Annotated in this window: 24 protein-coding genes and 1 pseudogene; 14 read left to right on the top strand and 11 right to left on the bottom strand. The window is 67.3% G+C overall.

Going from position 1 to position 24,118, the window contains the following annotated elements:
- Nucleotides 1-35: 35 nt before the first annotated feature.
- The 5 genes from ACZ5TV_RS07060 to ACZ5TV_RS07040 form a co-directional block, all read right to left on the bottom strand.
- Nucleotides 36-605 carry a GTP-dependent dephospho-CoA kinase family protein gene (locus tag ACZ5TV_RS07060; RefSeq protein WP_379778789.1) on the bottom strand — a complete coding sequence of 190 codons (570 nt, stop codon included), beginning with the start codon at nt 603-605 and terminating at the stop codon, nt 36-38.
- A gap of 12 nt (nt 606-617) precedes the next feature.
- Nucleotides 618-815, bottom strand: coding sequence for a transcription elongation factor subunit Spt4 (gene spt4 / locus ACZ5TV_RS07055; RefSeq protein ID WP_379778792.1), 198 nt, complete (start codon nt 813-815; stop codon nt 618-620).
- Nucleotides 815-1,396 carry a DNA-directed RNA polymerase gene (locus ACZ5TV_RS07050; protein ID WP_379778795.1) on the bottom strand — a complete coding sequence of 194 codons (582 nt, stop codon included), beginning with the start codon at nt 1,394-1,396 and terminating at the stop codon, nt 815-817. The genes spt4 and ACZ5TV_RS07050 overlap by 1 nt, the downstream gene beginning before the upstream one ends.
- 150 nt (nt 1,397-1,546) lie before the next feature.
- Nucleotides 1,547-1,999, bottom strand: a complete 453-nt coding sequence (locus ACZ5TV_RS07045; protein WP_464384289.1) for a twitching motility protein PilT — start codon at nt 1,997-1,999, stop codon at nt 1,547-1,549.
- 1 nt (nt 2,000) lies between these two features.
- Nucleotides 2,001-3,245, bottom strand: a complete 1,245-nt coding sequence (locus ACZ5TV_RS07040; RefSeq protein WP_379782152.1) for a translation initiation factor IF-2 subunit gamma — start codon at nt 3,243-3,245, stop codon at nt 2,001-2,003.
- A gap of 601 nt (nt 3,246-3,846) precedes the next feature.
- On the opposite strand from ACZ5TV_RS07040, the gene ACZ5TV_RS07035 reads away from it, so the two are divergent.
- The 4 genes from ACZ5TV_RS07035 to ACZ5TV_RS07020 all read left to right on the top strand — a co-directional run bounded on the left by ACZ5TV_RS07035 (nt 3,847) and on the right by ACZ5TV_RS07020 (nt 7,555).
- On the top strand, nt 3,847-4,452 hold the full coding sequence (locus tag ACZ5TV_RS07035; RefSeq protein WP_379782150.1) for a DUF5810 domain-containing protein: 606 nt from the start codon (nt 3,847-3,849) through the stop codon (nt 4,450-4,452).
- 37 nt (nt 4,453-4,489) lie between these two features.
- Nucleotides 4,490-4,927 carry a DUF5809 family protein gene (locus tag ACZ5TV_RS07030; protein WP_379782148.1) on the top strand — a complete coding sequence of 146 codons (438 nt, stop codon included), beginning with the start codon at nt 4,490-4,492 and terminating at the stop codon, nt 4,925-4,927.
- Between the two features lie 481 nt (nt 4,928-5,408).
- Nucleotides 5,409-6,701, top strand: coding sequence for a glucose-6-phosphate isomerase (locus ACZ5TV_RS07025; RefSeq protein WP_464384288.1), 1,293 nt, complete (start codon nt 5,409-5,411; stop codon nt 6,699-6,701).
- Between the two features lie 44 nt (nt 6,702-6,745).
- Nucleotides 6,746-7,555, top strand: coding sequence for a lysostaphin resistance A-like protein (locus ACZ5TV_RS07020; RefSeq protein WP_464384287.1), 810 nt, complete (start codon nt 6,746-6,748; stop codon nt 7,553-7,555).
- Nucleotides 7,556-7,634: 79 nt separating this feature from the next.
- Here ACZ5TV_RS07020 and ACZ5TV_RS07015 read toward each other — a convergent pair whose 3' ends face one another.
- The gene (locus ACZ5TV_RS07015; protein WP_464384286.1) at nt 7,635-8,927 is read right to left on the bottom strand and encodes a DNA double-strand break repair nuclease NurA; all 1,293 of its coding nucleotides are present in this window, start codon (nt 8,925-8,927) and stop codon (nt 7,635-7,637) included.
- A gap of 153 nt (nt 8,928-9,080) precedes the next feature.
- On the opposite strand from ACZ5TV_RS07015, the gene ACZ5TV_RS07010 reads away from it, so the two are divergent.
- Nucleotides 9,081-11,000 (top strand): methyl-accepting chemotaxis protein, encoded by a 1,920-nt coding sequence (locus ACZ5TV_RS07010; protein ID WP_379782959.1) that lies wholly within the window; start codon nt 9,081-9,083, stop codon nt 10,998-11,000.
- 169 nt (nt 11,001-11,169) lie between these two features.
- Here ACZ5TV_RS07010 and ACZ5TV_RS07005 read toward each other — a convergent pair whose 3' ends face one another.
- Nucleotides 11,170-11,556, bottom strand: coding sequence for a hypothetical protein (locus ACZ5TV_RS07005; protein ID WP_464384285.1), 387 nt, complete (start codon nt 11,554-11,556; stop codon nt 11,170-11,172).
- Nucleotides 11,556-12,008: a DUF2240 family protein gene (locus tag ACZ5TV_RS07000; RefSeq protein ID WP_379781719.1), complete on the bottom strand. Its 453-nt coding sequence runs from the start codon at nt 12,006-12,008 to the stop codon at nt 11,556-11,558. The genes ACZ5TV_RS07005 and ACZ5TV_RS07000 overlap by 1 nt, the downstream gene beginning before the upstream one ends.
- Nucleotides 12,009-12,204: 196 nt before the next feature.
- Between ACZ5TV_RS07000 and ACZ5TV_RS06995 the strand changes: the two genes are divergently transcribed.
- Entirely contained in the window at nt 12,205-13,191 is a 987-nt protein-coding gene (locus tag ACZ5TV_RS06995; RefSeq protein ID WP_379781717.1) for an NOG1 family protein, read from the top strand.
- Nucleotides 13,192-13,331: 140 nt separating this feature from the next.
- On the opposite strand, the gene ACZ5TV_RS06990 is transcribed toward ACZ5TV_RS06995, so the two are convergent.
- Together ACZ5TV_RS06990 and ACZ5TV_RS06985 are read right to left on the bottom strand one after the other, a co-directional pair.
- The gene (locus ACZ5TV_RS06990; protein WP_379781715.1) at nt 13,332-15,347 is read right to left on the bottom strand and encodes a formate/nitrite transporter family protein; all 2,016 of its coding nucleotides are present in this window, start codon (nt 15,345-15,347) and stop codon (nt 13,332-13,334) included.
- A gap of 123 nt (nt 15,348-15,470) precedes the next feature.
- Nucleotides 15,471-16,745, bottom strand: coding sequence for a TIGR00341 family protein (locus tag ACZ5TV_RS06985; protein ID WP_379781721.1), 1,275 nt, complete (start codon nt 16,743-16,745; stop codon nt 15,471-15,473).
- 181 nt (nt 16,746-16,926) lie between these two features.
- On the opposite strand from ACZ5TV_RS06985, the gene ACZ5TV_RS06980 reads away from it, so the two are divergent.
- Complete coding sequence (locus ACZ5TV_RS06980; RefSeq protein ID WP_379781713.1) at nt 16,927-17,178, top strand: hypothetical protein; 252 nt, start codon at nt 16,927-16,929, stop codon at nt 17,176-17,178.
- Nucleotides 17,179-17,433: 255 nt separating this feature from the next.
- Nucleotides 17,434-18,324: a homoserine kinase gene (locus tag ACZ5TV_RS06975; protein ID WP_464384284.1), complete on the top strand. Its 891-nt coding sequence runs from the start codon at nt 17,434-17,436 to the stop codon at nt 18,322-18,324.
- 101 nt (nt 18,325-18,425) lie between these two features.
- On the opposite strand, the gene ACZ5TV_RS06970 is transcribed toward ACZ5TV_RS06975, so the two are convergent.
- The gene (locus ACZ5TV_RS06970) at nt 18,426-18,833 is read right to left on the bottom strand and encodes a CopG family ribbon-helix-helix protein (RefSeq protein ID WP_379781125.1); all 408 of its coding nucleotides are present in this window, start codon (nt 18,831-18,833) and stop codon (nt 18,426-18,428) included.
- Nucleotides 18,834-18,932: 99 nt separating this feature from the next.
- On the opposite strand from ACZ5TV_RS06970, the gene ACZ5TV_RS06965 reads away from it, so the two are divergent.
- From ACZ5TV_RS06965 to ACZ5TV_RS06940, 6 genes and pseudogenes are all read left to right on the top strand, one after another.
- Complete coding sequence (locus ACZ5TV_RS06965) at nt 18,933-20,141, top strand: GTP-binding protein (RefSeq protein WP_379781123.1); 1,209 nt, start codon at nt 18,933-18,935, stop codon at nt 20,139-20,141.
- Nucleotide 20,142: 1 nt separating this feature from the next.
- Complete coding sequence (locus tag ACZ5TV_RS06960; protein ID WP_379781121.1) at nt 20,143-21,456, top strand: CobW family GTP-binding protein; 1,314 nt, start codon at nt 20,143-20,145, stop codon at nt 21,454-21,456.
- Nucleotides 21,453-22,016 (top strand): MogA/MoaB family molybdenum cofactor biosynthesis protein, encoded by a 564-nt coding sequence (locus tag ACZ5TV_RS06955; RefSeq protein WP_379781118.1) that lies wholly within the window; start codon nt 21,453-21,455, stop codon nt 22,014-22,016. The genes ACZ5TV_RS06960 and ACZ5TV_RS06955 overlap by 4 nt, the downstream gene beginning before the upstream one ends.
- A pseudogene (locus ACZ5TV_RS06950) lies at nt 22,013-22,276 on the top strand (SAM-dependent methyltransferase); the annotation flags it as partial. The gene ACZ5TV_RS06955 and the pseudogene ACZ5TV_RS06950, both read left to right, overlap by 4 nt.
- A 131-nt stretch (nt 22,277-22,407) precedes the next feature.
- Nucleotides 22,408-22,839 carry an IS200/IS605 family transposase gene (gene tnpA, locus ACZ5TV_RS06945; protein WP_379781116.1) on the top strand — a complete coding sequence of 144 codons (432 nt, stop codon included), beginning with the start codon at nt 22,408-22,410 and terminating at the stop codon, nt 22,837-22,839.
- Nucleotides 22,836-24,110 (top strand): RNA-guided endonuclease InsQ/TnpB family protein, encoded by a 1,275-nt coding sequence (locus ACZ5TV_RS06940; protein WP_379781114.1) that lies wholly within the window; start codon nt 22,836-22,838, stop codon nt 24,108-24,110. The genes tnpA and ACZ5TV_RS06940 overlap by 4 nt, the downstream gene beginning before the upstream one ends.
- The last annotated feature ends 8 nt before the right edge of the window (nt 24,111-24,118 follow it).

The following is a 24,118-nucleotide window of genomic DNA, read 5'->3' as shown; positions in this document are numbered from 1 at the left end:
GGCCACGGCGCGTAACGCTCAGTCACGCGTGACGCTCAGTCGTCGCCGATCCGGAGCCGCTCGAACGCCTGCTCCACGTCGCCGTCGAGCCGCTCGAACAGCGCACGCGCTTCCGCGCGGGACTCGGGCGTCACCGCGACGTGCACCATCCCCTCGCCGGGTTGCCCGTAGACGACGGTCCCGCCGACCGGGGTCGCGACGATCGCGGGCAAGGCAGCCAGGTCCTCCTCGCCGTCGACCTCGATCACGACGGGGTCGGGGTCGACCAGCGCCGCGGACAACGCCTCCAACAGCCCCTCGCTGAGCGTTGCAGCCGGGTTTTCGACCGTTATACGGCGCTCCTCGGCCCCATCGAGCGCGTTCGCGATCTCGGTCCGAACCGCCTCGCGTTCGGTTTTCCCGTCGACGAGCGCGACATCCGGAACCCGTCCCGCCTCCCGGAGGTGATAGGTGACGACATCGCCGACCGCCACGATCGGAGCGTCGGGGGTACCGTACGTCCCGCGGGTCTCGGCCGCAGCCGCCAACAGCGTATCCGGATCGGTCGTCACCGGACCCATCGGTTGCTTGAACGCGTCCCGCAGGCTATCTGGAAGGGTCAACACGGGTGGCCCCGATCACCGGACCTTCAGCGCGTACGAGCCCGCCTTCGAGACGTTCATCTCTTCGGCGATCTGGCTCTCCTCCGGCTTCGTGATGATGACGTACCCGGCCCAGTCCTCGGTCAGTGAGGAGGAGCCACAGCTCTCACACGTCTGCGCGTCCGGGTCGTTCACGTAGTGACACTCCCGGCACGCGAGCCGATCCTCCGCCATCAGTCGTCCTCCGCGGCCGCGCCGGACTCCGCGCGTCGCCGCCGGTCGCTTTCGAGCCAGTCGTGTTTGCCGAGCCCGGGCTGTTTCGCGGTGAGACCGATCTTCGAGTCACGCGGGTTGCGCTCGTCGACGCTCTTGGTGACTACGCGGACCCGAACCGCGTCGTCGACGCCGAGCGTCTTGTCCGAATCCGAGGACGCGAGCTGCTGGTTCGCCCCGTCGAACGTGAGGTACTCGTCGGTGATCTGTGAGACGTGAAGCAGGCCGTCGACCGGGCCAATCCCGACGAACGCGCCGAACTCGACCGTCTCGACGACCGTCCCGTCGATCACTTCCTGCATGTCCGGATCGAACGTGAGCGCGTCGAACTCCGCCTCGTAGTAGACGCCGGGACGGTTGTGTAACACCGCCCCCTCGCCGATGTCGTGGACCTCGATAACGCTCACGACGCTCCCGACCTCCTCGTCCATCCGTCCTTCCAGTTTGTCCTGTAGCAGGGCTTTCACCCGTTCGTCGGTGACGTCCGCCAGGTGCTTCGGCGGGACCTCGACCGTATCCTTGAGTCGAACTCGTTTGTACATGTGCGTGTGGTGTGGTTGTGATCGCGTGTGTCCGTCGTTCCGTTCGTCGCGCCGCCCGCGTCCCCGTCTCCGGGGTGATCCGTCGTTCCGTGCCGCCCGCCTCTTCGGTCGCGCGTTCCCGGCCGGGGACGCCCTCCCGGTCCGTGTCCGCTATGGTTCCGTTATCGCCAGTGTGTTCCGCCCCCTTAAACAGATTACTGGTGTGTCCGCGTCCAGCACCCGTTCGGTGAGGGGTCGGTCGTTCGTCACGACGAAGTCGACGCGCCCCGTCACCGCGAGCGCGACGAGGGCGTCGTCCGCGTAGGTGTCGTCGTCGGCCGCGTAGGTGTCGTCGTCGGCCGCGTCCGTGTCTTCCACGTCCGCGTCGTCGACGCCGACCGTCCGCGCCCGCCCCGCTAAGTCCGCCCCGACGCTCGCCGCGGTCGCGGCCGTTCCCGCGCCCGACGCGAGCCCGTCCAGCTCCGACCGCACGGCGGCCGGAACGACTGCCTCGTAGGTCCCGAGGAGCCGGTCGAGCTCCTCGAACAGCCGAATGTTCGCCTCGACCGGGGCCATCAGCGCACTCGTGTCGAGCGCGACGACGGGCGTCGAGGTGTCGGTCACGCTACGACAGCGTCCCGACGCCGATGAGTCGCCACCGCGCGCCGACGCGTCGGTTGATGGCGATCTGCGCGCCGGCCTCCGCACACACCGGCCGCTTGAGGCGCACCTCACACTCGCCGTCGCGAGCGCTCGTCACGGCCCCGACAGTGGTCGCGGTGCCGACGGTCAACATGAGCGGCTCGCCCGTCGTGATCTCCTCGATGTCGCTCTCGCCGCTCTCGTCGTCCTCTTTCCCGACGACGCGGTCGAGCAGATCCACTTGCATCTCGAACTCGTGTCGCGTCGGCGGGAGCGTCCCCGGTTCGCCGGCGACCTGCCCCGCGAGCGCGTCGCCCTTCGTCAGACTGGGGTCGAGGCCGGTTCCGACGCCGAGGAGGCCGCCCGGGCGGGCGATATCGACCTGCTGGGAGCCGGCTTGGAGCGACCGAACGCTCGTTTCGAGCGGCCGCCACTCCGTCTGCCCCTCCTCTTCGACCTGTCGCCCGGGCCGGATCTCTAAGCCGTCGCCGACCTCCAGCTGCCCGTCGACGAGCGAGCCGCCGACGACGCCGCCTTTGAGCTCGCTCGCGGTCGCGCCCGGCCGGTTGATGTCGAACGAGCGGGCCGCGTACATCCGGGCGCTCTCGTCGGGGTCCCGATCCGGTGTCGGGATCTCCTCCTCGATGGCCTGTATGAGGAGGTCGAGGTTGACCTCCTGACCGGCCGACACCGGGACGATCGGGGCGTCCTCCGCGACGGTACCGTCGACGAACTCTTGGATCTGCTCGTAGTTGTCGACGGCGCGGTCGCGGTCGACGAGGTCGACCTTGTTCTGCGCGATGACGATGTTATTGATCCCGATGAGATCGAGCGCCATCAGGTGCTCTTCGGTCTGTGCCTGCGGTACGTCCTCGGTCGCGCTCACGACGAGCACGGCACCGTCCATGATCGACGCGCCCGAGAGCATCGTCGCCATCAGCGTCTCGTGGCCCGGCGCGTCGACGAACGAGACGGTGCGTAGGACTTCGCTCGTCGAACCGTCCGCACACTCCTCGTCCGTGGTGTAACACTCGGGCTCGTCGACGCCGGGACAGCGGCGGAACGTCGCGTCCGCGTACCCGAGTCGGATCGAGATACCGCGTTTCATTTCCTCGCTGTGCTGGTCGGTCCACGAGCCGGACAACGCCTGGACGAGCGTCGTCTTCCCGTGGTCGACGTGACCGACGAGACCGATGTTCACCTCCGGTTGTGTGTTGGCTTCAGTCACTGTTGGACCTCCTAACGGAGTAGTCTTACCGGAAATTCGCCCCGTGCGAGTGATAAAGTTGCTGTTATAGCCGCGAGAAACGCGCACGCGAGCGCCGGCGGATCCGTCGATCGGAAGGCGGGAATCCGACGGAGGAGACGAGAACTACCGTGTGACATCTACCCACGACTAAAGTCGTGGGCTTCCCACGCCCGTTGCGCTGGTTTGGGAACGTACGTTTGCGACCCGACACGCCGATGGGAGTGCCACGCCCCCGTTACTCCTATCCTGTGACAGATTCGGAGTTATCTGATTATTTACGTCGGTTGAAGCGTCCGAAGGCTTACTTTTTGATGAGGCAAACACCAAGTCAACTACCAGTTCCCGGACAATCGTTCACGATGGCGGTACCCATCGCAACGACAAACAGAGATACGAAGTGTGGGCAGTCAAACCTTTGGACTACGGCGTTTTGAGAACCGTTCGGCGATTCATCCCACGGCTAAAGTCGTGGGTTTTCTCGCCTAATCTCTATAAACGAACCACGTCACCGCCGTCGTCGCCGTCACCGCCGTCATCGTCCGACGCCGCTTTACGCCTCACTCACGAACCCACGCTCGACATGGGATACGCGTGTCCGGTCTGTGAGACGCCCCAGCGCGACGGCGAGCACCTCGCCCACCACCTCGCGTTCACGGCGATGCTCCACGGTGACGACCACGAGACGTGGCTCGACGAGCACGTCCCCGATTGGAGCGGTCGCGATCCGCCGGGGCTCGCCGAGGCGGTCACGGAACATGCTGCCGAAGCGGAGTACCACGAGGTGTTCGAAGACACCGTCGATCGGAGCCCCGGTCGGCCCGATGTCGCTTCCGGCAGCCACGACCACGGACACGGGCATGGACACGACCACGGGCATGGACACGACCACGGGCATGGACACGACCACGGGCATGGACACGACCACGGACACGACCACGGGCAGGCTGCCGATTCCCGCACCCCGCTCCGTGATTCCGATCCCTCGGAGCTGGATCCGGAGGCAGCGGCCGCGGTCCGGGAGGCGCGCGAACTGACTCGGGAGATGTACGCGGACGGGGCGGACGGGGCGGACGAGGAAGGCGTAGCCGACCCCGACGAGACCGACGAGGCGCGTGGGGCGGACGGGACGGTCGATTCCACCGCCACCGACGCCACCGACGCCACCGACGACCGCCCCGACCCGTAACACAACGCCCTTTTCGGTGGATCCCTCACTGCCGCGTATGAGAACCCGAGGCCCGTTCGCCCCCACGACCCGGTCGGAAGCGCTGGAGCGCTACGAGGACGCCGGCCCGGCCGCCCAAACCGTCGTTCGGGAGACGGCGAAGGCGATGGAGTTCGGCGCGGACGAGTACGACGAGCGCGTCCGTCCCGAGGTCGTCGAGACCGCCCGCGACGCGATCTTCGCCGAGCTGTTGGCGGTCCACGTCGGCACCGAAGCGGAGTTCGACGAGTGGCTCTCGACGTCCGACTACGACGAAGCGGACGTGACGCGGCTCGGCGGGGAGCGCGTCGACAACGTCGCGTGGCATCCGATCCCGTTCGCCGAGACGGTGATCGCGACGACGTTCCAGGACGGCGAGGACGCGGCGGTGAGCACCCTCCGCCGGAACGCGTTCGGCCGGGTGTATCGCGAGGAGTTCTACGAATCCGGTCGGTGATCGGTTTATAAGGGCATTCGAGCGTTCGAGCGTTCGAACCGTCTCTGAGTCGTCTTGCCAGTGCGGGAACCCAGCCGTATCCTCTTTTTCGGTCCGATCGGTGGGCTATAAGTGACGTATCCGCGGACCGGTTCGCCGAGCGGGACCTCACGCCTCCCCAGCCTCGGTCGCGGGGCGACGCGAGGCCGCACCGCACCATATCGTGTCGCCCCGCGACCTCCCTCGCACGCGCCGCGGACTCCCGTCGGTCGTCCGCGGATCGCGCGCGCCACCGCATCGCAACACACGGATGAGAACACGGATAGATCTGAGTATATAAACTGTGGATCGGCGGTATATAAGCCGCTGTCGCGACCTGTGACGACGGGAGCCGTCGATGGTGGGTTTCGCTGCTGACGGGAGCCGCCGATAACGACGTCCGCGGTCGATGTCGGGCGGCGCGTAACCCATACTTAAGTCGCCCTCGCCCGCTCGTTCGTTCATGAACGTCGACATCGGCAACGCGCTCGGCACGACGCCGGGACTCACGGAGGACACGCTGGAGCGACTCGACGGGCGGGTCGCGGACGCACACGAGCGGATCACGGCCGGGATGGTCGACGACGAGTTCGGCTACGCCTCGTTAAACCTCCCCGAAACGGCGGACCCGGACGCGATCCGCGCGGCGGTCGCGCCCTTCGATGACCCCCACGCGGTCCTCACGGTCGGCATCGGCGGGAGCGCGCTCGGGGCCGCGACGCTCGCGGACGCGCTCGAAAGCGACGTGGACGCCTACTTCCTCGACAACGTCGACCCCGACCACGTCCGGGCGCTGCTCGCCGACCTCCCGCTCGAAGACGTCGTCGTCAACGTCGTCTCGCGGTCGGGAACCACCGCCGAGACGCTCGCCAACTTCCTCGTCGTCCGCGAGGCGATGACCGACGCCGGCGTCGACTGGACCGAGCGTACCCTCGTCACCACGGGCGAGGCGGGGAACCTCCGACGACTCGCCGAGGACCACGACCTCCCCGCGCTCGACGTACCCGAGGGGGTACCCGGGCGCTTCTCGGTCCTCTCGACGGTCGGCCTCGCGGTCGCCACGCTCCAAGGCCACGACATCGAGGCGGTGCTCGCTGGGGGGCGTGACGGGATGGACGCGCTGTCTGGGTCGCTGTTCGAGTCCCCGGCGTACGCCTACGGCGCGACTACGTACGCGCTCGCGGAGCGCGGCGCGCTCACGAACGCGGTCATGCCCTATGCGGAGTCGCTGGAGACGTTCGCGGAGTGGTTCGCCCAGCTGTGGGCCGAGAGCCTCGGCAAGGACGGGCTCGGCCAGACGCCCGCCCGCGCGCTCGGCGCGACCGACCAGCACTCCCAGCTCCAGCTGTATCGGGCGGGCCCCCCGGACAAACTCGTGACGCTCGTCCGGCCGACGGAGCGGGCGACGACCCCGATCCCCGAGACGGAACTGGAGGGGCTCGCCTACCTCGGCGGCTCCTCGCTCGGTGACCTCCTCGACGCCGAGTTCGACGCCACGGAGGCGAGCCTCGCCGCCGCCGGCGTCCCCAACCTCCGCGTGGAGATCGATCGCGTCGACGAGCGGAACCTCGGCGAGCTCCTGTACGGGATGGAGGCGGCCTGCGTGCTGTACGGCGAGCTGGCGAGCGTCTCGACGTTCACCCAGCCCGCGGTCGAATGGGGGAAGAACGCGGCCCGAGGGCTGCTCGGTGGCGGCGAGTTCGCCGAGGCCGAGGCGGTCGACGACAAACGCGAGCTCCGGGTCGAGTCCCGCTGACCGGGAGCGGTGCGCCTAACTCCCCCTGTTCCCTACGTCCGCCGATGAGCGACGACGGTCCCGACGGCTCCGGCGGCCACGACAGCTCCGGCGGCCACGACGACACCGCTGTCCCCGATGCCGCCGCCGGCCACGACACCCACGACCCGCTTCGCCGCCTCCGTCGACTGGCGAGCGCGCTGTTCGCCGTCCTCCTCGCCCTCCTCGTCGCCAGCGCGGTCACCCAACCGGCCTCGACGCTGGCGGTCCGAGCCGGCCTCGTCGTCGAGGGCGGCAACGGGTGGCAGCTGCTCCGGACCATCGTCCAGTTTGGCGGGTTCCTCCTCGCGGCCCTCGCGTATCTGGCGATCACCGACGAGTGGGATCTGTTTCGCCTCTCGCGGCTCTCGCGGCGCGACGCCGGGCTCGTCGTGAGCGTCGCGGTCGCCCTGCTCGTCTTCCAGTACGCCGCGCTGTTCGGACTCCAGCTGGCCGGGCTCGGCACCGCACGGAACCAGGCGACCGTTCCCGGCGGCGACCCGATCATCTACTACCTCGCGATGATCGCGGTGTCGCTTCTCGTCGTCGGCCCAGTCGAGGAGCTGCTGTTCCGCGGGGTCGTTCAGGGGGGGATCCGCCGGGCGTTCGACGCCCTCCCCGCGATCCTGATCGCGAGCCTGCTGTTCGGGCTGATCCACCTCCCCGGCGTCGACGGCTCTCCCGCAGAACAGTGGGCGTACGTCGGTATCGCAGCCACGCTCGGCTGTGTGCTCGGACTCCTCTACGAGCGGACCGACAACGTGTTGATCCCTGGGCTGGCCCACGGGCTCTACAACGCGATGATCTACGTCGTCCTCCTCGTCGACAGTCTGTAACCCTGGATCGGCGTCCCGGCTGCCGGATCGGCGTCCCGGCTGCCCAGTCCCCGTATCGGACACCACGGGGACCGCCGGCTCAGTACTGCGCTTTTCCCCAGCGGTGGTCGTCGTACGTCGCCTGCTGGTCGCTGTCGAACCGCTCTTCGAACTTCCGGCGCAGCGCCGCCTTCTCCGTCGTCGAGATCCGCGCCAGCTCGTCCGCCTTCCCGACCGCCGCCGGCGGCCCGCGTGTCGTCGCCACGTCCGCGAGCACCTGCCGGGTGAGCCGCTCGCGGGTGGCGTCCTCGCGCGTGAACGCGTACGGCGCTTCCAACTTGTACGTCACGTCGGTTCGCGGGTCGTAGACGACCATGAACGTCGGCTCGTACAGTTCCGCGTCGAGCCGGCGCTCGATCCCGAGCGCGTCGCTGTCGGCCGCCATCGTCCGGTCCGCGCCGCCCCGGCTGTGGAACCACGTGGTGAACGTGAGCGCGTCCTCGACCCGCGCGTCGTCGCCCTCGTCGCGATCCGCGCTCGCGCCGACGCCGGCCGTGTCGCCGGCTCCCTCGCGCCGCTCCAACAGCCGCGTGAACAGCGCGGTGTCGTCGGGCCACGGCGACTCGAACCCCTTGCGGTCGAGCGACCGGACGATCGTCCGGCTGGAGGGGTTCTTCACGAACCCGGCGAGCGGTACGTCGCGCTCGACGAACCGCTCGACGAGCCGGACGTACTTCTCGACGACCGCTCGCGGCTTCGCCTCCCGCGCCAGCTCGCCGAGCTCGGGGTCGCGGTCCTGCCACGTGAACAGCTCCTTCGGGTATATCGGCCCGTCGAGCACCAGCAGCTCGTCCACCTCGTCGGCGTGATCGAGCGCGTGGGTCCCCTCAGCGAGGTACAGCGCGAGCGCGTGGACGACCCCTTCGGCGTACCGGTTCACGCGCGGGGCGTGGAGCACGCGCTGGCGGGTGTGACCCGCGTCGCGCTCGGTCCACTCGCCGTCGAAATCGGCGGTCGAGTCGCCGGCGTGCACGGTCGCGACGATCGTCCGGTCACGGTGAAGGTCGAGGTCCGTCGGGTCGGCCGCCATCGCCGCGTGTGCGACGTCGACGACGAGCCCGTTCTTGAACGTCGTGGGGTTGATCGTGCCCGAGTCGAGCCCGTGGACCGTTCCGAAGGGTCGCTCCGCGAGGGCGACGTCGTCGATCGGGGCCAGCCCCCGCTCGTGGTCGGCGACGGGCTCGACGACGACCCGCCCGTCGCGGTAGAGCTCGGGGAGCCACTCCGTCCAGACCTGCCCTGCGAGGTCCTCGTGGTCGGTGGTGTCCACGTCGCCCGCGATGCCGTACGCGAGCCGCGCGATGTTCTCGACGTGGATCGGATCGAGGGTCACGAGCGTACCGTGTCGCGGCTCGAAGTAAAACCGTCCGGCTCAGCTCGTCGATCCCACGTCCCCGTATGAGACGTCCGCTTGCCACCTGAGAGTACAGTATCTGATAATCGCAACTGAGGATTCATACGTTCCGGAGAGAGACCTGCGATAATCATGAATATCACTGACCGCGCGTCCGGTCGCTTCAGCGGCCTGTTCGAGTCGATCCCTGACGGGAGTAAGATCGACGCGGAAACGTGGACTCGCCGGCATCGGATCATGCTCGTCATTTCGGCGCTGCACATCCCGTTCCTCGTCGCGCTCGGGCTGCTCGAGGGTCCGGAGCCGATATCGGGAGCGACGTTGCCCGCGATCGCGACGACCGAGCTGGTCCTGTGGGTCGGGGTTATCGGGGTGTTGACTGCTGTCGCGGCGGTTCCGATGCTACCGCGGCGGGCCCGAGCCGGAGCGATCGCGCTCGCGTTGACATGGGCGTCGACGGTGCTCGTCTCCTTTTCGGGCGGATTCATCGAGGCGCACTTCCACTACTTCGTCGCCGTCGTCTGGCTGGCCATGTACGAGGACTGGGTGCCGCTGGCGATCGGCGTGACCGTCGTCGCGGCGACACACCAGCTGTTCTCGGTGCTCGAGATGGGGATGATGTTCAACCACGAGCCGGCGATGCAGAACCACGGGTTCTGGGCGAACGTTCACGCGGTGTTCGTTCTCGCCGGCGTCGCGGGGATCCTCCAGCTGTGGTCCTCGATCGAATCGTCACGGCGCGACATCGAGGAGCAGCTCGCGGAGATCGACGCGAAATCGGCGGAGATAGACCAGCTCGAGGAACAGCGCGCGGAGATCGAGAACGCCCAACAGGAGATCAAAGCCCAGAAAGACGAGATCGACGCGGTGAACGAGGAGCTCGAGCGAAAGGCGGCCGATTTCTCGTCGGTGATGACGCGGGCGGCCGACGGCGACCTGACGGCCCGGATGGACGCCGACACCGACGCCGAGGCGATGGAACGGATCGGCACGGCGTTCAACGAGATGATGGACGACATCGAGGCGACGATGGGCGAGATCCAGTCGTTCGCCCACGAGGTGTCCGACGCGAGCAGTAAGGCGATGGAGGGGGTGGACACGGCCGAGGGGCTCAGCGAGGACGTGACCGAGTCGATCGCGGAGATCGCGGACGGGGCCGACGAACAGCGGGAGATGCTCGCGCAGGTGTCGAGCGAGATGAACAACCTCTCGGCGGCGATAGAGGAAGTCGCATCGTCGACGGAGACGGTCGCCGACGCCGCCCAGCAGACCACCGCGATCGCCGACGAAGGCGAGGAGACGGCCGAGGCGGCGATCGACAGCGTACGGGAGTCCCAGGCGGCGATCGAGTCCACGGCGGAGAACGTCAGACACCTCGACGAGCGGATGGACGACATCGGCGAGATCGTCGACCTGATCGGCGATATCGCCGAACAGACCAACCTCCTCGCGCTCAACGCGAACATCGAGGCCGCACGCGCCGGCGGTAGCGGTAACGGTGCGAGTGACGGGTTCGCCGTCGTCGCCGACGAGGTGAAACAGCTCGCCGAGGAGACGAAGGAGGCGGCCGAGGAGATCGAGGCGTTGATCGACGGGACGCAGGCCCAGACTGCCGCGACGGTCGAGGAAGTCAACACGGCCAGCGAACACATGCAGGACGGCGCGGACGCCGTCCGCGACACGGCGGACGCGTTCACGAAGGTCGCCGACAACGCCGCCGAGACCGACGAGGGGATCCGCGAGATCAGCAACGCGACCGACGACCAGGCCGCCAGCACCGAGGAAACGGTGTCGATGGCCGAGGAAGTGGCCGGGATCAGTCAGGCCACCGCCGAGGAGGCCGACGACGTCTCGATGGCAGCCGCCGACCAGCTGTCGGCGATGTCGCAGGCGACCACCGAGGTCGGGTCGCTCGTCGATCAGGCCGAGCGGCTCCAGCGGCTGCTCCGACGGTTCGATGTCAGCGACAGATCGGGTACGGACGGATCGGGTGGCTTCTCGGCGTCGCCGTCGGGGAACCGCGCCATGGGCGACGGCGGTCGAAGCGACTGATATCGCTGCCCGGGCGAACCACGACCCCGTTTCGTCCGGTTGTTTTCCTCTCTTTCCTCTCTCCTCTCTCTCTTCTCTTTCCTCTCTCTTCTCTTTCCTCTCTCCTCTCTCTCTTCTCTTTCCTCTCTCCTCTCTTTTCCCCTTCTCCGGTGTTCCCGCCGCGCTCCGCCTATTCGACGTGTTCGAGGAGCGTTTCGAGCGTCGGGAGGGCCCGTTTCACCTGTGCGCCGCTCTCGACGAACACCAGCGTTCGTGGCGGCCGAACCGCTTTCGGCCTGACGCGCAACCCCGCCGCCGTGGCGGCGTCGGCGGCGGCATCCGGCGCGACTCGGACCTCGATCCGGACCCGATCAGGGTGGACGTACACGTCGGCGAGCCGCGTCGCCGGGTCCCGCTCGGACGCAAACCCGTACGCGAGCGCGCCGTCAGGCGTCGGTTCGACGTCGGGGTCGGCGTCGGTCACGTCCAGCGCGCGGAGCCGCCCCCGGTCGCCGGTCACCTCCGAGGCGAGGAGTTGTGCGATCCGGACCCCGTCTGTCAGCCGCTCCTCGACCATCACTCGCCCCCCGCGAGCTCCGCGCGCACGTCCTCGGCGAGCCGGTCGACCGCCGCTCCCTGCTCTTTCGCGTAGAGGACTGCCGCCGCCTCGATGGTGATCGCGAGCGCCCGCTGGCGCTCGTTGATGGCGGCGACTGCGCGCTGCTTCTCGACGCCGGCGTCGACGATGGCGTCGAGGGCGGTCTCGAACGTCGACTGCTCGCGTAACACCTCCTCGGACGGGCGGAACTCCTCGGGGACCGTTACGTCAGCCGGGTCGAAGCGGGCCACGAGATCGCCGTCCTCCTCCTCGACGAGCCCGCGCCCAACCGCCACGTCGACGAGGCGCTTCGCTTGGTCGGGAGAGAACCACTCGCGCTCCAGCGACAACGCAACCACGAACTCACCCTCGCCGAGCCGCTCCGTCGCGTGCCGCTGGAACGGGGCGGCCACGGTGGCTTCGAGGCTCATGTCCGAACGGGGGCTACCGACCGGGGTAAACGTACCGGAGCGGGACGGGACGACGCGGTCGGACACCGGTGGACGGTCGAGCAGTGACGGACGGTCGAACGGTTGCGGACGGTCGAGCGCTGCGGTCCGTGCGGAGCCGTGTCGCGGCGGGCGGGAAACGGACGCGCTTATACGCCTCGGCCGGGTACGCCGGGGTATGATATTCGAGGGCCTCCCGACGACCCCCCGCTCGGAGGAACTCGTCGACAAGGCGTTCTCCCGGGCCGCACGCGCGGGACGCGCCAAGCGCGGCCACGAGGCCCAGGAGTCGATGCTCCGGACCGCCGGCAACGTCCTCTCGGACAACTTAGAGAACGTCGTCGTCTCCTGGCCGGATTTCGGCTTCGACGTCGACCCGTTCTACTACGAGCTCGCCGACGCGATCGTCGACGTCGACCGGCTCCGACAGGCGCTCTCTCAAGTGATGTGGGCGAGCCGGCAGATCGAGGAACTCCGCGACGAGTACACGACCAAGATCCGCAATTCCGACGTCGACACCGCCCGGAAACACCGAAAGCAGGCGTTCGCTCGGATGGCGGACATCATGGACCAGATCGAGGATGATCTCCGCTACATCGGCGACTCTCGCGACGACCTCCGTGACCTCCCCGACATCCGCCCGGACGAGCCCGCGATCGTCGTCGCCGGCTACCCTAACGTCGGCAAGTCCTCGTTCGTGAACCGCGTCACGCGCGCCTCGAACGAGATCGCCGAGTATCCCTTTACGACCCGCGGCGTTCAGGTCGGCCACTTCGAGCGCGACCGCGTCCGGTACCAGATCGTCGACACGCCCGGCCTCCTCGACCGGCCCGAGGAGGAACGGAACGACATCGAGAGGCAGGCCGTCAGCGCCGTCTCCCACCTCGCCGACGCGGTGCTGTTCGTCCTTGACCCCTCCGGCGACTGCGGCTACCCCCTCGACGTGCAGCTCGAGCTCCGCGAGGAGGTCCGTGCGCTGTTCGACGAGTCGATACCGCTGATCACGGTCGCGAACAAACACGACCGGTTCGACGCGGTTCGCGCGGAGGCCGTCGACGCGACGATGAGTATCACCGAGGACGAGAACGTCGAGCACGTCCTCGATATCGTCGTCGACGCGGTCGACTACGACGCCGGGTTGCCGACGCGGGACGCCGAGGAGTAGCTACCGATTTCGTGTCGTCCGGTCCGGTTTCATCCCTCCGGATCGTCTCGTGTCGTCCCCCCGGTTTCGCGTCGAGCGTCCTGGCAGTTTGGAGTCGGCCGCTCGTTACCCCGCACGACAGCTCCGGCTGCCGACCCGGACTATTTCGTGTTCCGCTCTCCGCCGTCGTCCCCGTCATCGTTGCTGTCGCTCCAATTTCCGGTCGGTTCCGCTTCGTCGCTTTCGCCTCGGTCCTCGTGATCGGCGATCACCGCCTCTTCGGTCGGGTACTCGTCGCCGTCGGGGTCGTCCGTCCGCGTCGCGGGCGCATCGGTCGCCTCTGCCACCTCGCTGCCGGGGCGCTCCTCCCCCACGGATTCGACGTCCGTCGTCGCCCCGGTCTGCCGTCGGCCGCCGCCGAACAGCCGCTCACGGAGCGAGCGGCGTTGCGGCCGCTCCGCGAGTAACAGCGAACAGTCGATATCGTCGATGATGTCCAGATGGAGGGCGTTCGAGACGAGCCGCGAGAGAACGCCTTTCTCCGTCGCTCCGATGACGACGAGCGTGTTCTCCCTCGCCGCCTCGACGATCGCCGTCTCGACGTCGCCGCCGTCGTCGACGATCCGGTTCGCCTCCTCGAGGTCGTGCTCCGCCGCCCACGAGGCGAGGAACGCCTCCCCCTCCGAGCGGTCCGCCGCGTCGTCGACGACGTGGAGGAGCGTCACCTCCGCGTCCGCGGTCCGCGAGAGGGTGCTCGCGACCTCCGCGCTCAGCGCGGAGTCCGGCCCGCCGGCGGTCGGAAGGAGGATCCGGGAGGTGTCGAACTCGCGGTCGTTCAAGATCAGGAAATCACAGGGGAGCTGGTTCGTCAGCTCGTCTATCGGCCGCTCCGCGCGTGCGGCGCTCCACAGGTGGTTGTCGCTCCACCCCATCAACACGGCGTCCGGGCGGGTCCGTTTGGCCATGGTGAACACCTCCTCGAACGAACGGTGGGAAACGACGGTCGAGCTCGACACCTCGACGTCGTATTCGCCCGCGGTCTCCCGGAGCGCCGTCAGTCCCGATTCGGAGACGTCGACGACCTGTCCGGAATCTCGCGACACGGACATCCGTCGTGGTGCCTGCACGACGTGGACCATGTGGACGTGTCCGTCCTCGTGATCGCTCGCGATCCGGCTCGCGAGCTCCACGATGGGAGCGTCCGTTCGCGGGTTCGTCACCGGGACCATCACGCGATACCCCTCGTCGGCGAACAGCGTCGCCTCCGCGGTGTTGAGGATGGGGACGTACGAGCGGCCCGCTGCCCGTCCGAGCAGCCACTCCGGAACGGAGAGCCGGCGAGACATCCCTTCGAACCGGGCGTTCTCCAGCCGCTCCTCGCTCGTGTGGAAGTAGTTCACCAGCGTGACGAGGACCACGCCGCCGGCGGTGTTGCCGAGCAACACCGGTAACACGAACTCCACCATCCCCACGTAGAGCCCGAGTGTCCCGACGAACATCAGGAACAGGGCCTCCGTGAAGGAGACGACGACGTGATACAGGTTCCCGAGCGGGATCGCGAGGAACGCCAGATACACCACGAGCGTTCGGGTCACGGTGTCCGTCGTCGCGAAGCCGACCCAGACGACGCCGGCGACGATGAGACCGGCGATGGCGGCCTTGAAGAACAGCGCCCACCAGTCCGTGTCGACACCGGACTGTGAGATCGACATCGCGACGTCCATCACTTCCGGCGAGAAGACGCCCGTATACGCCAACACGACCGCGCCGAACGCGCCGCCGACGAAGTTCCCGGCGAGCACGATACTCCAGTGTCGAAGCAGGGTCGGGAAACTGGCGAGCCGCTCCAGCGTCAGTGCGACGGGCGGAAGCGTGTTTTCCGTGTACAGCTGGTACCCGCCGATGATGATGTAGATGAACCCGAGCGGGTACAACAACACGCTCAGTATCGGGTGACCGTTTGTCGCCTCCGTCATCGAGGCGTACAACAGGAACGTGATCGTGATCGCGAGCCCCGCCGCGATCCCGCTGAAGAACAGCTCCCGGCCGCCCGAGGTCACTTCCTCGTCGGCGGCGGCGATGATACGCTGGAACACTTCGTCCGAGGAGAAGCGATCTCGAACGGCCTCGCCGACCGCCGGTGCGCCGCTCCGGGACCGCTCGACTACGTCCCGCATCGAGTCGTCGGGTCGTTGCTGATCGCTTACTGGAGTACCGAGCGTCCCCCGAGTAAAAATGGGTTGGCCTTGCCACGTGCTCGCGTCGCCACGCTCAGTCCCCCGACGCTCGGGCGGTCGCGTTCACGCCCGGTCGACCGTCATCACGCGCACCTCCACGTCCACGCGCTCGCCGGTCACCGCCTCGATCCGCGTGTCGAGTCGGCCCGCGATCCCCTCGACGGCCGTCCCGGGTGGTGCGCCGACCGTGACAACGACCCGGTCCGTCGAGAGCGGCGGCACCGTTCCGGTCCGCTGGACGTCCAGATCCAGCAGCTCCAGCTCGTCGTCGATAGCCGCCAGCTCGTCGTCGACAGCGTCCCGTATCTCGGCCTCGGCAGTCGAGGCGATGTACGTGTCGTAGGTCACCCCGCCGAGGAACACCGACAGGATCCCGATAGCGACGACCAACACGGTGACGCGTTTGATCAGCGCGGCCCGCGCTTCGTCCTCGCGGAACCACTGTTGTGGGCGGTACCCGTTGTACCACAACACCACGAGCGCCGAGAGGTTGATCGAGAGCACGTTCACCGCCACGATCACCCCCGCCCCGATCACGAGCCGGGGGATCCCGAAGGCGATCCCGATCCCGACCGCAGCCGCCGGCGGGATCAACGCGACCGCGATCATCACGCCGACGAGCGTCGCGGAGACGCCCGTCATCAGCGAGACGATCCCCGCCACGCCGGCCCCGATCGCCACCGCGAGCACGAGCACGTTCGGAGCCAGCCGTTCGGCGACCTCCGCGAGCTCGAGCGGGTCGAGCCCCGGCGGAACCAACGCGAGCGACCGCAAAGCGGCGGCGAAGGCCGTCGCGGCGATGACCGCGACCGCCACCCCGATCACCTGCATCCGGACGCCCCGCCGAAACATGGACTCGTCGTCGACGACGGTGCCGATCGCGGCCGACATCGCGGGCCCGATCAGCGGCGCGATCACCATCGAGCCGACGACCGTCGCCGGTGAGTTCAACAGCAGTCCGGCGGTGGCGATCACCGCCGAGATGACGGTCATGAGGACGTACGTCCGCATCCCCGACGCCAGGTCGGCCGCCTTGGCCTGGAGCTCCTCGCGGGAGATCCGGTCTTCCGCGCGCTCGGACTCCGCGGCGTACTCCGCTTCGAGCGCCTCGAACCGCCGTGATATCACCGTTTCGGCGTCGACGATGACGGTGTAGGTCCGATCATCGATCCCGGCCTCCCGGAGCCGTTCGAGAACGGGTTCGACCGCCGCAGTCGGAAGCGGGAACGTCGCCACCGCGGTGTACTCGCGTCCGCTCGTCTCGTCGGTGACGACGTAGTCGACCCCTTCCTCGTCGAGGGCGCGGACGACCGCCGCGCGCTTCCCCGCCGGGATCATCACTTGTACCAGTCGCACGGTCCGTGGTCGACACGGTACGGCTTATACCTCGGGGATCGGGGGCGGGCACACGACCGTCCTCAAACCCGGTCTCCCCTACAGGCGGTGTGATCCCGTCCATCTCACCGTCCCCACGTGAAACGGAACTTTAATGCGCGAATCCCACGGACTCCCGGATGAGATGCTATCGCCGCTGACCATCGACGCGTTCCTGCTCGATTACCACCTCGGGCACGTCCTGCTGCTCGCGTTCGTCGTCTCGCTTCTGGGCGCGGCCCCGTTGAAGTCCCAGAGGGTGATCGCCGCCGTCGTCATGGGCTTCGGCGCGATCTTCCTCATGGCACCGTTCACGACGCTCCCGGCGGTGTACGTTCTCTTCGGCATCGGGCTCGCCGTCGTCGGTCCGCTGTTGTGGACCACGGCCGACTCGTAACCGCCCCCTCGCTCCGCGTCTTCTCCGTTCCCTTCGCTCCGCGTCTTCTCCGTTCCCTTCGCTCCGTGTTTCCTTCGTTCCCTTCGCTCCGCGTCTTCTCCGTTCCCTTCGCTCCCCGTTTCCTTCGTTTGTCCCGCTCTCAACGCCGCGCCGATCGACGGTCCACCGCGCGTTGCCTGCGGCCCGTTACCGGTCTTCCGTTGCCCGTTTTGTTCGATCCCGCTCCTTTTTGACGCCCCGGAGTGAGTCACTCGCATGGTCACGGTACGGGCACCTGCGACGAGCGCGAACCTCGGGAGCGGCTTCGACGTGTTCGGCGCGGCGCTCTCACGCCCGGCCGACGTCGTCACCGTCGAGCGCGCCGACCGGACCACGATCGAGGTGACCGGCGTCGGCGCGCAGTACATCCCGGAGGACCCCGACGCCAACACCGTCGGCGCGGTCGTCGAGGCGCTCGACGCGCCCGCCCACATCCACATCGACAAGGGCGTCCGCCCGGCGTCCGGGCTCGGCTCCTCGGCTGCCAGCGCGGCCGGCGCGGCGGTCGCGCTCAACGAGCTGTACGACCGGGGACTCTCCCGACACGAGCTCGTCCCCGTCGCCGCCGAGGGCGAGGCGGTCGTCTCCGGGGTCGCCCACTCGGACAACGTCGCCCCCTCCATTCTCGGCGGGTTCACCGTCACCACCGCCGACGGGACCACGGCGGTCGACGCCGCGGTCCCGCTCGTCGTCTGTCTCCCGGACGTCGCCGTCTCGACGCGGGACGCCCGCCGGGTCGTCCCCGAGACGGCCTCGATGGACGACCTGGTCGCCACCGTCGGCAACGCCGCCACCCTCGCGGTCGGGATGTGTCGGTCCGACCCCGAGCTCGTCGGTGCCGGGATGTCCGACCCCGTCGTCACCCCCGAGCGCGCCCGCCTCATCACCGGCTACGACGCGGTTCGGGAGGCGGCGTTCGACGCCGGCGCGACCGGCGTCACCGTCAGCGGGGCCGGCCCTGCGATCGTCGCCGCATGCCGGAAGGACCGCCGACGGGCGATCGCCGCCGCCATGCTCGACGCCTTCGCCGATGCCGGGATCGAGGCCCGCGCGTACCAGACCCGCATCGGTCGCGGCGCGACCGTTCTCGCGGACCACGAGCGCTGACGGGGGACGAACGAAGAGGAGTAGCGACGCAGAGCGATGGGGGAGCGGTGACGGGAACCCGGGGGCCTCCGGTCGCGGTAGTCGATGGGTGCGCCGACCGGTTATGCGATAGCCCGTTCGGTCGACTCTAGAACCGAGTATTCGACCGTGTTCACGCCGTTGACGGCCCGGATCCGGGCCACGTACGCGGAGATCGTGTCGATGGACCCCTCGACGACGAACAGCTCGAGACAGGCCCCGCCGGCGTGGCTGTGTACGCTCGAGGTCACGAGCTCAGCGTGTGCGTGGCGGAGCTCCGAGAGCGACGCTTCCGCGGTCGAATCGTGCTCGAACCGTGCGGCGATCATACACGCGACCTCCCCGTCGAACTCGGCCATGTCGAACTCGTCGATCAGCCCACGTGCGCCCTCCCGAACGGCCTCGCTTCGCCCGCTGTAGCCGTGATCCTCGATGAAGTCGTCGAGCTCGTTCAGGAGACTCTCGGGCATGGAAACGCTAACGACTGGCATACGCTCGATCGGCCGCCTTCGTTGATAGGTGTTGTTATGATCAATTAGTTATTTCGTAATAACTAACAACTTTATACTCTCAGTTACTAACTATTCGTGATGAGCGACACTATTCCAGTCACGGTACTGTCCGGCGCGCTCGGCGCGGGCAAGACGACGACGCTGAACCACGTGTTGACCGCGGACCACGGCTACGAGGTCGCGGTCCTGATCAACGATATGGGCGAGGTAAACGTCGACGCCGACCATATCGAACAGCAGTCGGAGCTCTCACAGACCGACGAGGAGATCATCGAGATGTCCAACGGCTGCATCTGCTGTCGGCTCCGCGGCGACATGCTCGAGGCGGTCGGCGCGCTCGCAGAGAACCGCGATTTCGACTACCTGCTGATCGAGTCGTCGGGCATCTCCGAGCCGATCCCAGTCGCACAGACGTTCGTACTCGGCTACGAGGACGCCGACTACGACCCGACCGAGGACTTCCACCTCGACACGATGGTCTCGGTCGTCGACGCCCACGCGATGTACGAGGGGTTCGACTCGGGACGCGCGCTGGCCGACGACGACGCGGCCACGGGAACGGACCGGGTCCCCGAGGAGGTGCTCATGGACCAGATCGAGTTCTGTGACGTCCTGCTTCTCAACAAGTGCGATCTCGTCCCCGACGACGAGCTCGACGAGATCGAGGCCGTTCTCGGGACGTTACAGCCCCGCGCCGAGGTCGTCCGAACCGAGTTCGGACGCGTCGAGCCGTCGACGATCCTCGACACCGGCCGGTTCGACTTCGAGGAGGCGAAACGCTCCGCCGGCTGGCGACACGAGCTCGAACACGGCCATCACCACGACGACGCCGCCGCCGAACACGGCGTCGAGTCGTTCGTCTTCCGGGCGGACCGCCCGCTCCACCCGGAGCGGATCGCGGAGCTCTTCGAGAACCTCCCGTCGGCAGTCATTCGTGCGAAGGGGTTCTTCTGGTCCGCCGGCCGCGAGGACGTCGCAATGGGACTCGACAAGGCCGGGCAGTCGGTTCGCGCCGGGCCGAAAGGCCGGTGGATCGCTACCCTCCCGCCACAACAACAGCAGCGATACCTCCAGACGATGCCGGATCTCGAAGAGGAGTGGGACGACCGCTGGGGCGACCGTGGTGTCGAGCTGGTGTTCATCGGCCGCGAGTTCGATCGGTCGGAGCTCGAAGCGTGGCTGGAGGATTGCCTGTTGACCGACGAGGAGCTGAACGAGAACTGGGATCGGTATCCCGACCCGTTCGGCGACGAGGACCAGCGGGAGCTGGCGCTCGCCGACGACTGAGATGACGGTTCCCGTTACGGTACTGTCCGGGACGCTCGGTGCGGGCAAGACGACGCTGCTGAACGATGTTCTCTCCGCGGACCACGGTCACGAGGTGGCAGTCCTCGTCAACGACATGGGCGAGATCAACGTCGACGCGGAGCTGGTACGGCGTCGGGTCGAACGGACGGGCGAGACCGTCGAGCTCTCGAACGGCTGTATCTGTTGTGGCATGCGGGGGGAGTTCGAGTCCGCGATCATCGATCTCGCCCTGAACCACGAGTTCGACTACCTCCTCGTCGAACCCTCCGGGATCTCCGAGCCGGCACCCGTCGCTCGGCAGTTCGTCGCCGGCCACGCCTCCACGTTCTACGACGTCAGCAGCGTCACGACCGTCGTCGATGCGCGACGGTTCTACGACACGTTCCGAACGGGTGGCGTCGAGCGTCGCGACGACACGGACGCGGGTGATCGCCCGCTCTCCGAGCTCGTGCTCGACGGCGTCGAGTTCTGTGACACCCTCGTCATCAACAAGACCGATCTGGTGACCGACGCGGAGCTGGACGAGGTCCGTGAGATGATCCGAGCGGTGCAGCCGGCGGCGACGATGTTCGAGACCGCGTTCGGCCGTGTCGATCCGGCTGACGTCCTCGGAACGAGTCGGTTCGACCCCGAGGCGGTCGCCGGCTCCGCGAGCTGGAGGCGAGCGCTCGATCACCATCGGGCACACGGCGGCTCGACGGACGACGGCGCGGGTCACGCCGGTGACGACCCCGAGCACGGCGATGGGTCGGACGATCACGCCCCCGAACGTGGAAGCGAGCCGGGCGATCACGACCAGGAGTCCGACGATCACGACCACGATGACGAGCCGGGAGATCACGACCACGAGCATCCGCCGGCAGTGTACGGGATCGACTCGTTCGTCTACCAGCGCAGACGGCCGATGCATCCCGGACGTCTCGCGGACGCCGTCGCCGACCTCCCGTCGAGCGTCGTCCGTGCGAAGGGCTACCTCCACGTCGCCGGCCGGGGTGATCACGCGCTCACGCTCTCCCGGGCGGGCCAACGGACCCGCGTCGAGGTCGCCGGCCGGTGGATCGCTTCCCTCCCAGACAGCCATCGGGAGCGCTACCGACGCGGTCGATCGGTGGACTGGGACGACCGATACGGCGACCGGAAAACCGAGCTCGCGATAATCGGCCGCGACGTCGACAGAGACGCGGTCGTGACGCTCCTCGACTCGTGTCTCCTCACGGATGCCGACCCGGATCCCGAAACCGAAGGGCTCGCCAACCCGTTCCCGAACGAGGACGGGACGGCGGTCCAGCTATGAACGACGACCTCCCCAGCCCCGCGGATCGGCGTGGAGTCGACGAGGACGGCCACGCGGTCGTCGACCCGCTGTGTGTCGCCGTCGTCACCGTCTCCTCGTCGCGAACGCTTGAGGACGACCCGGGCGGCGACGCCGCCGCAGCGCTGATACGCGACTCCGAAAACCGGGTGACCGCCCGCGAGCTGGTGTCCGACGACTTCTCGGCGATCCGTGGAACCGTGGACCGGCTGGCGGGCCGCGACGACGTCGACTGTGTCGTCACGACTGGCGGCACCGGGATGACCATCGACGACGTGACGCCCGCCGCCTGTTCGGGGCTCTTCGAGCGCGACATCCCGGGGTTCGGCGAGTGCTTTCGACAGGTGTCCTACGAGGAGATCGGCCACCGAGCCATGGCGTCTCGGGCGACCGGCGGGATCGTGGCCGGCACGCCCGTGTTCTGTCTCCCGGGGAGCCGAGCCGCCGTCCGAACGGGACTGACGGCGCTCGTCCTGCCCGAAGCTCCGCACATCGCCGGCCTCGCGACGCGACACCGGTTCGACGACGAGGGTGAACCGTGACGCTGTACGGTATCGGGCTCGGCCCGGGCGACCCCGAACTCCTCACCGTTCGCGGTCGTCGGCTCCTCGAGGCCGCCGACGTGGTTTACACGCCCGGCCGCCTCTCCCGTCGTGTCGCCGGGTCGTACGTCGACGACGAGACGCTGAGCGACCTCGAGTTCCCAATGACCCGTGACGAGGACGAGCTTCGGACCGCTTGGAAGTCGGCGGCTGACACGGTCGCGTCGACCGCCCGCGACGAGCAGGCGGCGTTCGTTACGGAAAATTCGAGGCGAAAGCCTCGCCCTTCAGGGCGGGGATGAAGCCGACCAATAGTATTCAACCGCCAACGATGGCACGGGCGGGGTTCCAATGTGATCTTTAAGGCGTCCGACCGTCATAGTATACATAGATGGTAAAGAGTACCCGTCACGCGAAATACGAACTCTACTACCACATAGTGTTCGTGCCGAAATCGGGCGGGACCGAAGGTCCCGCTGACCTCGCGGAACAGGGTTCCGCTCAGTATCGGCGTTCGTACCTGACGGGGAAGACGAAGGAACGTCTCGAAACCATCTTCGCGGAAATCTGTGAGGACAAGGGCCTCGAACTGGCCGAGTGCGAGGTCATGCCCGACCACGTACACCTGTTCATCGGGAGTCCGCCGAAGAACGCCCCGTCACTCATCGTCAACTGGGTCAAGGGCATCTCGGCGCGGAAGTACAATCAACGCTACGACGACCGCGTGAAGTGGACTCGTTCGTACTACGTCGGTACGGCGGGTAGTGCCTCAAAGGGCGCTGTCGAACAGTACATCGCTGAACAGGAAGGTGGCGACGAATGAAGCGCGTCAACACCTTCGAGGTGGTTCCACAGACCGAGAACGACAAAGAGTGTCTTCTGCGGCTACTCGACGCCTCTGCCTCCCTGTGGAACGAACTGACCTACGAACGTCGTCAGAACTACTTCGGTGACGGCGACGTATGGGACACCTCCGAGTACCGTGGACAGTACAACGGTGTCGTCGGAAGCGCGACTGTCCAACAGGTCACGCGCAAGAACAGCGAAGCGTGGCGGTCGTTCTTCGCCCTCAAGGAGAAAGGCGAGTACGCCAACCCACCGTCGTACTGGGGCAACGAGGAAGACGGACGCGAACTCCGCACCTACATCCGATGCAACCAGTACACGATTCAGTGGGGCAAGCGTAGCCGTCTCGAAATCCCTGTCGGGCAAGAACTGAAAGACGAATACGGACTCGGCTACCACGAACGACTCCGCCTCGAAGTCCGAGGCAACCCGAAGTGGGACGGCAAACAAGGTCGTCTGGAACTTGAGTACGACGAAGTGAGCGACACGTTCAGGGCTTTTCAACCAGTCACCGTACCTGATTCTCGACTGGATTCACCACTGGCTTCTCACGAAGCCGCCCTCGACGTTGGCGCAAACAATCTCGTCGCCTGTTCCACGACTACTGGGAACCAGTACCTCTACGATGGACGCGAGTTGTTCGGACGGTTCCGCGAGACGACTGACGAAATCGCCCGCCTACAGTCAAAACTCCGTGAGGGGCGCTACTCCTCGAATCGGATTCGACGGCTGTACCGACAGCGGACGAAGCGCCGTGACCACGCACAGAACGCGCTGGTACGTGACCTCGTTGAACGGCTGTATGACGAGGGCGTGGCGACGGTGTACGTGGGCGACTTGACCGACGTGCTGAAAACGCACTGGTCGGTCAGGGTGAACGAGAAGACACACAACTTCTGGGCGTTCAAGAAGTTCAGCCACCGTCTCGCGTGTGTCTGTGAGGAGTACGGTATCTCTCTCGAAGCCGAGTCGGAAGCGTGGACGAGTCAGACGTGTCCCGAGTGTGGCGACCACGAGGAGACGGTTCGCCACGAGGATACGCTGACCTGTCCATGTGGCTTCGAGGGGCACGCCGACCTCACGGCGTCAGAGACGTTCCTTCGAGAAAACAGCGATAGCGAAGTCAGGCCGATGGCACGGCCCGTGCGATTCGAGTGGGACGACCACGACTGGTCGGGGAAACCATACCCTCATGAAAGTCCCAAAGAAGTGCGCACGAACCCGCAAGTTGCCTCCGTGGGTCGGTAGCCGAACCC

It is taken from the genome of Halorubrum tibetense (genome assembly GCF_055396225.1).
Note: the sequence above shows the minus strand (reverse complement) of the source record. Positions and strands in the feature narration are given on the sequence as shown.